This is a genomic window from Protofrankia sp. Cas8 (assembly GCF_963555845.1).
In the GTDB taxonomy this organism is placed as follows: Bacteria; Actinomycetota; Actinomycetes; order Frankiales; family Frankiaceae; genus Protofrankia.
In genome coordinates this window covers 1878-12908 of the sequence record NZ_CAUVXI010000052.1, presented here as the reverse complement: position 1 = coordinate 12908, position 11031 = coordinate 1878, and the positions used below count along the sequence as shown (strand labels likewise).

Sequence of the window (11031 nt, the reverse complement as noted above, 5' to 3'; positions counted from 1 at the left end):
GAACTGGGCGCCCCGTTGCCGCCGGCATTTGTTGCAGGCGACAAGTTCCAGCATGCGAACCGAATCATCGTCGCTCACTTGGCGACCCGTCCCGTTCCGTCGCATGTTCCGCAGTCTCTTGCCTGGGTGCCGCTGAAGCCGCCGTCTTCGTCCTGCTCGGACCTGTCAAAGACGACCTTGCCGGCACCGTTGCAAGTGGGGCAATCCGCGAACTCGACATCACGGACGTTTCTATCGGCCGTGGCGTCCTTACCGCCGCGTTTGACGCCGTCCCGGCCGGTGCTTGCGCCGCCACCGGTGCTACCCCGCTTGTTCCACGCCATTGTATGCGCCTTCCGCGTCTGTTCCGCTACGGATTCAAGGGTAAACCGGTGATCGCCCGGACGATGTGAGGTCTGGACGATACGGTACGTGGCGACCCCGCTCTCCTTGCATGCGCCGGGCCCCTGCCGCGGTGGAGGAGGGTGCGGCAGGGGCTCGGAGTCTGGTGGGGACGGCTCAGATGCCGAACTCGCCGTCCTTGGCGCCGTCGAGGAACGCCCGCCACTCCTCCTTCGAGAACGGCATCACACCGCCGGAACGGTTGTTCGAGTCGCGCACCAACCAGGCACTCACTCCACGATCACCAATCGCACATGCCCACCGTCAACGATGCCCAGCGGCCCTTCCATGCCCACCCAAAGAGACGCGGGACAGCCCGTTCGTCCCCCGGCTCGAACCGCACCACCCCGTGGAGCACGGGTATCCGCCCGTCCCCACCGTCCCGTCCCGTCATCGGTTGGACGCCGGCCCGGACCCGCGGAGACGACGCGCTCAACACGGAGCCGGGCCGGTTGTGCCACAGGCTTGCGTGCCACCCCGCCGCACCGGAAGACAAGATTCATCATCTGAAAGTCACCTGATCACGCGGTCTGCGAGCGGCTCGCGGATGGATGGAACGCCTGACACGGTAGGCGAGGTTGATATAACTGGACACCCCGGCGGACGTACCGTAAGGGTCGGTCCTGCCACGAGACGTGACCCTGTCTCCCGGCTTGCGTCAAGCGGCACCCACACTGGGAGTTGGCGATAGGTGGCACAGATGCGCATCCCTCGGCCGGGAGCGGCTAGGCGTTGCCGGGCCGGTACACGTCGGCTCGATGTGCGATCCGCAGCAGCGTCACGAGCTTCGCGTCCTCGTCGATCCGGTACAGGACCCGGTAAGGTCCGCGGCGAGCGCTGAACGAACCGGAAAGTTCGCGTTCCAGGGGCTTGCCGACCCGCTGCGGTGCCGCCGCGAGGTCACCGAAGACGAATTCGACGATCGCTGGCACGATGCGCGGCGGGACACGCTGGAGATCTCGCCGTGCGGTGGCAGTAAAGATCACTTCGTAGCTCACTGCGAGCGACTTACCGATCGCGCTTGGGCACGCCGAACTCGCCGCGGATCTGTGTCTCGTCGAAGACCCGTCCGGCGATCGCGTCGGAGTCGGCCTCGGTCAGGGATTCACGGATGCCCGGCTGTGACAGCCAGTACAAGGTCTCCTGGATCGACTCCCACTCATCGACGCCGATCAACACGGCGGCAGGTGAGCCGTTCTTAGTGATCGTCACCTGCTCGCGAGTGATCGAGGTTGCGTCGACCAGCTCGTTCAGCCTGTCCTTGACCTTCGAGATCGGTAGTGTTTGCACGTCGCCATCATAGGCCAGAATTTCGGCTTTCTCAAGGCTTAGATTTGGGTCGACGCTCGACCGGGGCGTCAGCTGGCCGCCGGGGTGGCCCGGGGCCTCTCGGTCAGGCGTGGTCGTCGGGGCTGGTCTGGCCTTTGCGGGCGCCGCGCATAGTCGGGAAGAGGACGACTTCTCGCAGGGTGGGCGCGTCGGTGAGCAGGGCGACGAACCGGTCGATACCAAGACCGAGGCCGGACATCGGCGGCATGCCGTATTCCATCGCCTCGATGAAGTCCTCTTCCATCATCATCGTCTCGTCGTCGCCGGCCTCACGCAGCCGGGTCTGTTCCTCTAGCCGTTCCCGCTGCTCGGCCGGGTCGACCAGCTCCGAGTACGCCTTGACGATCTCCCAGCCGTTGACGACGACCTGGAACATGTCGAGCCTGGTCGGGTCGCTGTCGCTGCGCCGGGCGAGCGGGACGAGCTCCGCCGGGTGATGCACCAGGAAACAGGGCTGGACGAGGTCTGGCCGTACGGTCTTCTTGTAGAGCAGATCGACCAGGCCGGCGTAGGAGGCGGCTCCGTCAACCTCCAGCCCGAGCCCGGCGACCCGTTCCCGCAGGGTCGGCAGGTCGCGCACGACGGTGAGGTCGATGCCGGTTCGCCGGGCGACCTCGGTCCGGTAGTCCAGTTCCGGCCAGTCGGCACCGAAGTCCAGTTTCACCCCGTCGTAGGTGACCGTGCGGGTACCGAAGACCTCGTCGAGTACGGCGAGGATGAGCGCCCGGACGAATGCCATGTTGTCGCGGTAGTCCCAGTAGGCCGCGTACCACTCCAGCATCGTGAACTCCTGCAGGTGCGAGGAGTCCATGCCTTCGTTGCGGAAGTTGCGGCCCAGCTCGTAGACCCGGTCGAGGGAACCGACGACGACGCGCTTGAGGTAGGTTTCCGGCGAGATCCGCAGGTAGAAGTCCTCGCCGAGCGCGTTGTGCCGGGTGACGAACGGCCGGGCCGCCGCACCGGACGCCGCCTCCTGCAGGACCGGGGTCTCGACTTCGAGAAAGTCGTTGTCGTCGAGGAACCGACGGATCCGCCGGATGATTTTCGCCCGGGTCTGGAACCGGCCCCGGGAGTCGGCGTTGACCAGCAGGTCGAGGTAACGGCGACGGTACCGGGCCTCCACGTTGGAGATGCCCTGCCACTTGTCCGGCAACGCACGGACCGTCCGGTTCAAGACGGTGAGTTCGGATACCGCTACGGTGCGCTCGCCACGGCGGGTGGTGTAAAGGCTGCCGGCGACCCCGACGAAGTCGCCGATTTTCACGGCCCGGGACCACTCCTTGACGACTTCCGCGCCCAGATCGTCCCGGGACAGCGAAATCTGGAGCCGGCCGCTGCGGTCCTGCAGGTGCCCGAAGATAAGCCCACCCATCCGGCGCCACAGGACGACCCGGCCGGCGAGACGGACGGCCGTCCCGTCCGGTGTGGCCTCGACGTCGGCGGCGACGGTGTCAGCGCGGTAACCGGACCGGGGCCCCATTGCTCCGGACTCCTGCGTCGACATCAACACACCCTCTTAGAGCGACCGGCACCCGGGTGGCCGTACGGTGACAAAACCTCGGCGAACGGGCCAACTGCAACCGACCGTCATCCCGGTGACGGCTACACCAGCCTACCGGCCCAGGCGCAGCTGGCCCCGACGGCCCGACGGCCCGGGCAATTGGCCAGTCGGGCGCTGCGGGTGTCGTCAGTGCCGACGGTTCGATCTCGTCGTCGCCAAACCGTCGTCGCCAAACCGTAGTCGTCGCCCGTGTTCACCTGTTGTAGAGGTTGTGGTGACGCAGAGGTGGGATTCCGGTTTATCGGTCGCTGTAGCTGGAACGACTCGCGGGAGACGACGCTGCTCCACTTGATCTCCTGACGTGTTGGAGGTAGATCGTGCCCGACAACGTGCTCCCCACCTGGCTTGACAACGTCCGTACCCGGCGGGGTGCCAGCGCTGCGGTTGGCAGCGGTGCTCCCGGTGCTCCCGGTGCGGGAAGCGACGGGACGCGGGCAGCGCGCCCTCGCATCGTCGTGGTCGGCAGTGGCTTCGCGGGCTTGTCCGTGCTGCGGCAGCTGGAGCGACGACTGCCCGTGGACGCCGCTGAGCTCGTCGTCGTGTCCCCGGTCGACCATCTTCTCTACACGTCGCTGTTGCCCCAGGTGGCGACCGCCGAGGCCGAGCCGCGTCATCTGGCGGTGTCCATCAGGGCAATGCTGCGGCGGGCCACACTGACGCTCGGCCACGTGGTCGGGGCCGATTTTCCGAACCGTACGATCACGATCCGCCAGTCAGACGGCACCCACGCGACGATGGGCTGGGACCGCCTTGTACTGACGCCCGGGGCGGTGACGCGCACATTCGACATCCCGGGCTTGACCGATCACGCGCTCGGTCTGAAGAACCTGGCGGAAGCCGTCTACCTACGCGATCATGTGCTGCACCAGTTCGAGTACGCCGACGCCTCCGACGATCCGGCGGTGCGCCGGGCGCGGTGCACCTTCGTGGTCGTCGGAGCCGGGTACACCGGGACCGAGCTCGCCGCTCAGATGATGCAGTTCAGCAGGCGGGCGGTGGGTCAGTACCCACGCCTGACCGCGCGCGACATCCGCTGGATTCTCCTCGATCTGGCACCGCGGGTGCTGCCCGAGCTGGGCGAGGCACTCAGCAAGGGTGCGGCACGGGTCCTTGCCAAGCGGGGGATCGAGGTGCGGCTGCGGACGTCCATCTCGGAGGTGAGCGCCGACAGCGTCCGGTTCACCGATGGCGAGAGCGTTGCGGCCCATACCCTCGTCTGGTGCGCCGGGGTGACTCCCAGCCCGCTGATATCCATGCTGGGCCTGCCGACCCAGCATGGTCGCCTAGTGGTGGACACCCGCTTCCAGGTGCCTGATGTCGCCGGGGTGTTCGCTCTCGGGGACGCCGCGGCCGTGCCCGACGTGACCCAGGGCTGTCAGCCGGCGGGGCAGACCGCCCAACACGCCATCCGCCAGGGAGTTGCCGCCGGGCGCAGCATCGCCGCCTCGCTCGGTCACGGGACGGCGAAGCCCTACCGGCACCGTAACCTCGGCTTCGTCGTCGACCTCGGCGGGACCGACGCCGTGGCCGATCCGCTTGGAATCGCGATGTCCGGGGTGCCTGCCGTGGCGGCGACCCGCGCATACCACCTGTGGGCGCTACCCTGCCTGACCAACAAGACGCGGGTCGCGACGGACTGGCTCCTCGACACGTTCACCCCACGCCAGATCGTCCGGCTCGGATTCCTGCCGCCGGCCAAGTCCTCGATCAATGCCGCCGAGCAGATCGACATCTACCATGACCGGCCAGCTGCGACCGGCGGGTGATGACCGCTGCCTGCTCCGCGTGGATCGCGATGTGGGTGGATCGCGATGTGGGTGGATCACGGTGTGGGTGGGCCACCGGGCTCGGCCTGCTCGGCCAGGAACCGTTCCAACGCGGCACCGAGCTCATCGGCTGTGGGCAGTGGCCCGGTCGTAGCCGCCGGTAGGTTCGTGCTCTCGCGGCCGCGCATGAACGCGTCGTACTGTTCCTCGAGCGCTTGGACGAGTGCGGCGGCTTCACCCCCGTCCTCCAGCTGCTGGTTGACGTTGTCGCGGACGGCCGCTGCCGCCGTGCGCAACTCGTCCAGCGGCAGGAGCAGACCGGTCGCCTTGGACACCGCCGTGAGCAGCGTCTCGGCGGCATCGGGATAGTCGGTCTGAGAAAGATAGTGCGGGACGTGGGCGGCGAAACCCATCGCGTCGCGGCCGTCGCGTCCCAGCTCGTACTCCAACAGGTGGCCGGCGCTGCCCGGTACCTGTACCCGTCGCAGCCATGGCTCGTACCCGGTGACCAGGCCCGGTCGGGTCGCGTGGGCGGTGAGCCCGCATGGGCGCGTGTGCGGGATGGCCATCGGGATCGCGTTGAGGCCCACCGTCACCTGGATGCCCAGGCGCGTCATGACGGTGCGCACCGCGGCGGTGAACCGTTTCCACTGCAGGTCGGGCTCTGGACCGCACAGCAGTAGGAACGCGGTGCCGGCACTGTCGTTCAGCGCATACAGCCCGAGCACGGGTTCTTCGTAGTGTTCCCAGTGGTCCTCAACGAAGATCATGGCGGGTCGTCGGGACCGGTAGTCGAGCAGCTGGTCCACATCGAAGGTCACGACCAGCCGGTGCTCCAGAGCGCTCAGTAGATGTTGGCCGGCGAGGCGAACCGCCCCACCGGCGTCGACAACCCCGGTCAGCGCCTCCACCAGCACGGGCCGACCCAGCTCGGGCAGGTCGTCAGCGACCTCGTACAGCTCACTCGGGTCGAGCACTGGTGGAGACCTCCTCGCAGAGTCCGTCAGGTGGCGTCACCGAGGATGAAGCCACGGTGGTGCTGGTCCATTCCTACCGTTGAGGTCAGTATCCCGCGTCGGTATCTTGACGTGACAGGGTCCCGTCCTGTCACGGTGACGACCGGTGGGTCGTCGAACGGCCGTCTCTGCCAACGGTCGGTGCCGGAGGCGAGTACCGGGCGCCGCACGCGAGTACCGGACGTCAGTACCAGACGTACGCGTTCGCGTGCCACGCGGCCAGGCCGATGACCCACAGCACGATGTCGAGGATGCCGAGGACGAAGCCTGCGGTCGCCTGCCCGCCGCCGCCACCGCGCCTGCCGCGGGCGCCGAAGACGATCGCCGCGATACCGAACGCAATCCCGACGAAGAAAAGGCCGACAATCCCGCAGACCAAGCTGATGGTTCCGTCCCGCTTGGCGGTCGGCGTCCTGGTTGGTCCATAGCTCATGTGCGGTCTGTTCCCGTGGAACAACGCCGGTACACGCCGCGATGGGCGACTATCCGCGAGTGTTTGCTCACAGATGTCGGTCCATCTCGGCGGGTCAACCGTCGGTGATCGATGTCGGTGGCTGATGTCAGTGATCAATGCCGGCGATCAGTCCGGGTGGGTCAGGCGGCGGCGGGCGCTCTAAGGCGATGCAGGGCCGTGGGCAGCTCATCCGAGTGGACCACTGTGAGCGTCTGGGTCGCTCTGGTCATGGCAACGTAGAGGTCGGCGAGCCCGCGCCGCGAGCCGGCAACAATTGCGCTCGGCTCGACCAGGATGATCGCGTCGAACTCCAGACCCTTGGACTCCGCCACTGTGAGGACCGCGACGGTGGCGGTGAGCACGTCCACGGTGCCCGCCTTTGTCGCTGCATTGCCGGGCACCGTTTCTGTGCCGGGCACCGTTTCTGTGTCGGGCACCGCCTCTGTGCCGGGCACCGCCTTGGCACTGCCGGCAATGGCATCTGCCGGCTCGGCCGTGAGTGCCGCGCGTATCCGCTCGGCAAGATCGGTTGGGCAGATCACCGCGACCCTGCCGTCGCCGACATCCTCGGCCGCGCGACTGGCCGCGTCCAGCGCCGCGGCCACCAGCGTGTCGCCGCCGCGCGTGCCTGTACCGCCACCGCCACCGCCATCGGCACCCCCACCGGCGCGGACGCGCAGCGCGACCGGATGCCGTCCGGTGGAGCGCACCGAACGCGGTGGCTGCGCGGCCGGGTCCTGCGCGGCGAGCACGTCAGCGGCCACATCCATGATCTCGGCAGGGGTCCGGTAGTTGACGCTGAGGCGTTCCACCCGCCACCGGTCGCCGATATGCGGGGTCAGCGCTTCGGCCCACGAACGGGCCGCGGCCGGGCTCGCCGCCTGGGCGAGGTCACCGACGAGGGTGGCCGACCGCATCGGACAGCGCCGCCACAACAGCCGCCACAGCATCGGCGACACTTCCTGGGCCTCGTCGACGATGAGATGACCGAAGGTCCAGGACCGGTCGCCGCGAGCGTGTTCGACGGCGCTGCGCCGCTGCCGGGACCCGGACCAGCGCTGCGCCATTCCCGCCGCCATCGCCTCCGCATCGGCCAGCCCGGCGAGGCCGAGCCCGTCAAGGACCTCGCGTGCGTACTCCCGCTCGGCGCGCTGCTCCCGTTCCGCCTCCCAGTCGGCGAGGTCGGTGGCGTCGGCGTCGGGATCGCCGAGCAGCTCGGCGGCTTCGTCGAGCAGGGGCACGTCACCGGGCGTCCAGGCGGCACCGGTCGCCCGGTGCAGCAGGTGCTGCTCATGCCTGGTCAACCTTGCGGCCGGCGCGGCGGCGGCGAGCCTGGCCGGTGTGGCGAACAGGTCGGCGAGTAGATCCTGGGGGGTCAGCCGCGGCCACAGCGCGTCGATGGCCGTCCGGACCGCCCGGTCGGCGCGCAGGTCGGCGGCGATCTCGTCGCGTTCGTCGTCGTCGAGCAAGCCACCGGGAAGGTTCGCGACAACCTGGTTGGTGAGCGCCGCGACCGTCTCGCGGACGAACACCCGCCGGGCCAGGTTGTGAGGACGGCGGCTGCGCCGCGCCCGAGTCCGAGCGCTCTCGATGATACGGCGCTCCAGGCGAAGCACGGCGCCGTCGTAGGGGACGTCCACCCCGTGCACCGGGACCTCCTGGCGGTCCTTCACGGCTTCGGCCAGCAGTCTGGCCATCCGCAGATCCCCCTTGAGGGCGATGACGCGGCCGTCCTCGCCGCCGACGGCGTCGACCCCGGGAAACAGTCGGCTCGGGGTCGCGAAGACCACACCCGTCTCACCGAGGGAGGGCAGCACCTGCTCGATGTACCGCAGGAAGGTCGGGCTCGGGCCTACCACCAGGAGGCCGGAGCGGGCGAGCCGCTCCCGCTCGGTGTAGAGCAGGTAGGCGGCCCGGTGCAGGGCCACCGCGGTCTTGCCGGTGCCCGGTCCGCCGTCCACCACCAGGACGCAGGACGAGTCGGCGCGGATCACCCTGTCCTGCTCGGCCTGCAGCGTCGCGACGATGTCGTGCATGCGCCCGGATCGGGGTGCGGACAGGGCTTCCAACAACGGCCCGTCGCCGCTCGATCCGCCGACGGAGCTTCGCGGTATGCCCGTGACGTCGAGGACGTCATCGGTGAACCCGCTGACCTCCCGTCCCTTGATGCGCAGGTGGCGGCGTCGGGACAGCCCGTGTGGGTCGGCGAGGGTCGCCCGGTAGAAGGCGGTGGCCACCGGGGCCCGCCAGTCGATCAGTATGGGTTCGTGCTCGTCGTCGGACAGTCCGATACGTCCGATGTAGACGCGCTGGTGGCCGGCGTCGTCCAGCGCACGAGAATCGGTGCCGCCGCCATCCATGGCACCGTCGTCGATGGCACCGACGTCCCCTACACCGAAGTCCATTGCACCGAAACACAGCCGTCCCTCGGCCGCGTCGAGCTGGCCGATCCGATCGGAGTACGCGGTGGCGAAGGCGTCCCGCTCGACCCGTGACTGCGGCGTGCCGGTACCGGGGTCCAGCAGCACGGCGCGTAGCTGCTCGCGGGTTCGGTCGCGCAGGTCATCCAGCCGGCCGTACAGCGTGTCGACATAGTCCTGCTCGCAGGTGAGCTCCTGCTGGTACGTGGTCGGCACCTGGGGTCCTCCCGGCTTGTGCGGTGTGACTGTGCTGTCCGCGTGATTACGCTCCGTTCGCGGGCATCCGCACGGGCGTTGGGAACGGCGATGCGAACGTCGAGCTTATGCGGCCGGGCACCCCGAGCGTCCGGCCCGCTGGTCCGGGCCTGGTCACATGGGCCCGCGCGATCAGCCGGCGAGGATTTCCCGCCGGCAACCATCCACACGAATCATGATCCGTGCGAGTTTGTCGTTGTGTACGCTATTTCCCCAAAAAAGCGTATATAACGACAAGCCCGGGCCGATCTTATCCGTTTAGAACGTTAGAGAGCAATCGTGTCTGTGGTGCGCTCGAAGGCCTGGGTAGCACCGGTAGGGCGGCTCAGTCCCGCCGCCCTTGGAGGTGACGCGGGCGCGTTTGCTGGCGTGTCGAGGTCGGTGATGTCGAGAGTCCACGGTTGGGGTGTCGACCGGGTACCGGCCGGCGGCCTGGCAGTCCGCCGGGGGCCGTGGGCGGCGGGTCTTGATCTGCGCCGTACGTTCAGCCTCAACCGGCATGACTCCAAGCTCTCTTGTGAGATCGGAGCCTCCGGCGGAGTCAGGGTGATCCAACCTCACCCCGCTTGCCATCGGGCACTTCCACAGGGGACACTCACGATGACGCGGTGCGGCAACGCCCGGAGCTCGTCCGGGGTGACCGCGACCCCGGCTTCGCGCAAACGTTGCTCGAAGCGCTGCCACTCATGCTCTTCGCCCGTCTCCTCGGCATCGTCGGGCAAGACCACGTTATAGACGTTGCGCACAACGTGGGTGAGCGAGATCCCGCCCAGCTGCGCCGACGTCGTCCACCCCCGGTCGTCCAGGAGCGTAATTTCACGACCGTCGGACAGCAGCGCGAACTCACGCACTTTGCACGACGTCCCGCCGTCTGAGCCCTCCTTAAGGTCGCCCCAAGCCCCGAGACTCACTACAGTTGCTGGACTGGCGTTCATAAGCCGGACGATATAGGAATCAGCCCGTGCGGCTCGGTCGCGCGTCTGTTGCCGTCAGTCCATTCATCGGCAGCACCATCTCCATGCCGACCGGCTCCGCCAGATCCGCCCAGAACTAGAGCGTGTCTGACGGCTCTTTGACGAGATCGCGGAGCCAGATCATGATCGCTGTGACGGTCAAGGTGCCGTTGAAGACGTGGTCCCGCTTGTCGTACCGGGTGGCCACCGCCCGACATCCTTTCCACTTGTTGACGCACCGCTCGACGGCGTTGCGGCGGCGGTACTGGGCGGTGTCGGCCGAGGCTCCCGTACCGATACTCACCGTTATCAAACTGCGCCAGCTCACGGGTGCCACTCCTTCGCATACCTGACGAGCAACAGCGCGATTGACGCTGCCGCCACCAGGATAAACATATTTCGATTCGCTCGCCTGATAATGCCAGGTGCCGTCCGAGAAGTACTCGTAAAGGTAGATCGTCACCGTGGCTTTCGTATTTGGGCAGGTCTCTTGATACCACCAGCCGTGAGCCGAAACATCCCCTGACGACAGGTGCGCGTAATCGCCATCGACGTATGGCGTGCAGGTGTCCGCGGAAACTATCTCGCCGCTCGCGTCGGGAGCCAATAAGGGGGCCGACGAGACTGTGTCGGCGTCCGGATACGGATACAGCGCTGGATGTGGAGGAGACGCTGGGCCACCGGTAGCAGCGGATGCAACCCCACCGAAACCACCGGATGCCAAGATCGCAACGGCGGCCGCAATGAGTGTCGCAGGATGTCGGATGCTCGGAAGCTTCATGGTCATGCTCATTTCTGTCAGCGATGCGGCCTCGACAGCCGCACGCCAGCTCGTCGCGACCGCCGCCCCCGGCAACCTCAACGACCCAGCATCCTGGCGGTGTAGCCACCCTCAT

10 protein-coding genes are annotated in these 11031 nt (G+C 67.7%); 1 reads left to right on the top strand and 9 read right to left on the bottom strand.

From position 1 onward, the window contains the following. Positions 1–498: 498 nt before the first annotated feature. The 4 genes from U9977_RS10425 to lysS form a co-directional block, all read right to left on the bottom strand. Complete coding sequence (locus U9977_RS10425) at positions 499–615, bottom strand: DUF397 domain-containing protein (RefSeq protein ID WP_322749015.1); 117 nt, start codon at positions 613–615, stop codon at positions 499–501. A 491-nt stretch (positions 616–1106) separates the two neighbouring features. Beyond that, a complete protein-coding gene (locus tag U9977_RS10420; protein WP_322749014.1) occupies positions 1107–1379 on the bottom strand; it encodes a type II toxin-antitoxin system RelE/ParE family toxin in 273 nt (90 codons plus the stop codon). Between the two features lie 10 nt (positions 1380–1389). Next, positions 1390–1671 (bottom strand): type II toxin-antitoxin system Phd/YefM family antitoxin, encoded by a 282-nt coding sequence (locus tag U9977_RS10415; RefSeq protein ID WP_322749013.1) that lies wholly within the window; start codon positions 1669–1671, stop codon positions 1390–1392. A 103-nt stretch (positions 1672–1774) separates the two neighbouring features. Next, on the bottom strand, positions 1775–3214 hold the full coding sequence (lysS, locus tag U9977_RS10410) for a lysine--tRNA ligase (RefSeq protein ID WP_322749012.1): 1440 nt from the start codon (positions 3212–3214) through the stop codon (positions 1775–1777). A gap of 374 nt (positions 3215–3588) precedes the next feature. On the opposite strand from lysS, the gene U9977_RS10405 reads away from it, so the two are divergent. Beyond that, positions 3589–5037 (top strand): NAD(P)/FAD-dependent oxidoreductase, encoded by a 1449-nt coding sequence (locus U9977_RS10405; RefSeq protein ID WP_322749011.1) that lies wholly within the window; start codon positions 3589–3591, stop codon positions 5035–5037. A gap of 56 nt (positions 5038–5093) precedes the next feature. Here U9977_RS10405 and U9977_RS10400 read toward each other — a convergent pair whose 3' ends face one another. The 5 genes from U9977_RS10400 to U9977_RS26910 form a co-directional block, all read right to left on the bottom strand. Next, on the bottom strand, positions 5094–6014 hold the full coding sequence (locus U9977_RS10400) for a PAC2 family protein (RefSeq protein ID WP_322749010.1): 921 nt from the start codon (positions 6012–6014) through the stop codon (positions 5094–5096). 223 nt (positions 6015–6237) lie between these two features. Continuing rightward, positions 6238–6486 (bottom strand): hypothetical protein, encoded by a 249-nt coding sequence (locus U9977_RS10395; RefSeq protein ID WP_322749009.1) that lies wholly within the window; start codon positions 6484–6486, stop codon positions 6238–6240. Between the two features lie 161 nt (positions 6487–6647). Then, positions 6648–9143 carry a HelD family protein gene (locus U9977_RS10390; protein WP_322749008.1) on the bottom strand — a complete coding sequence of 832 codons (2496 nt, stop codon included), beginning with the start codon at positions 9141–9143 and terminating at the stop codon, positions 6648–6650. A 596-nt stretch (positions 9144–9739) separates the two neighbouring features. Further along, positions 9740–10033: a hypothetical protein gene (locus U9977_RS10385; protein WP_322749007.1), complete on the bottom strand. Its 294-nt coding sequence runs from the start codon at positions 10031–10033 to the stop codon at positions 9740–9742. A gap of 199 nt (positions 10034–10232) precedes the next feature. Next, on the bottom strand, positions 10233–10922 hold the full coding sequence (locus U9977_RS26910) for a hypothetical protein (protein ID WP_416210545.1): 690 nt from the start codon (positions 10920–10922) through the stop codon (positions 10233–10235). Positions 10923–11031 lie beyond the last annotated feature (109 nt).

Coding starts and splice junctions, on each gene's coding strand:
- lysS (WP_322749012.1), bottom strand. CDS start 3,214: ATGTCGACGCAGGAGTCCGGAGCAATGGGGCCCCGGTCCGGTTACCGC.
- U9977_RS26910 (WP_416210545.1), bottom strand. CDS start 10,922: ATGACCATGAAGCTTCCGAGCATCCGACATCCTGCGACACTCATTGCG.
- U9977_RS10395 (WP_322749009.1), bottom strand. CDS start 6,486: ATGAGCTATGGACCAACCAGGACGCCGACCGCCAAGCGGGACGGAACC.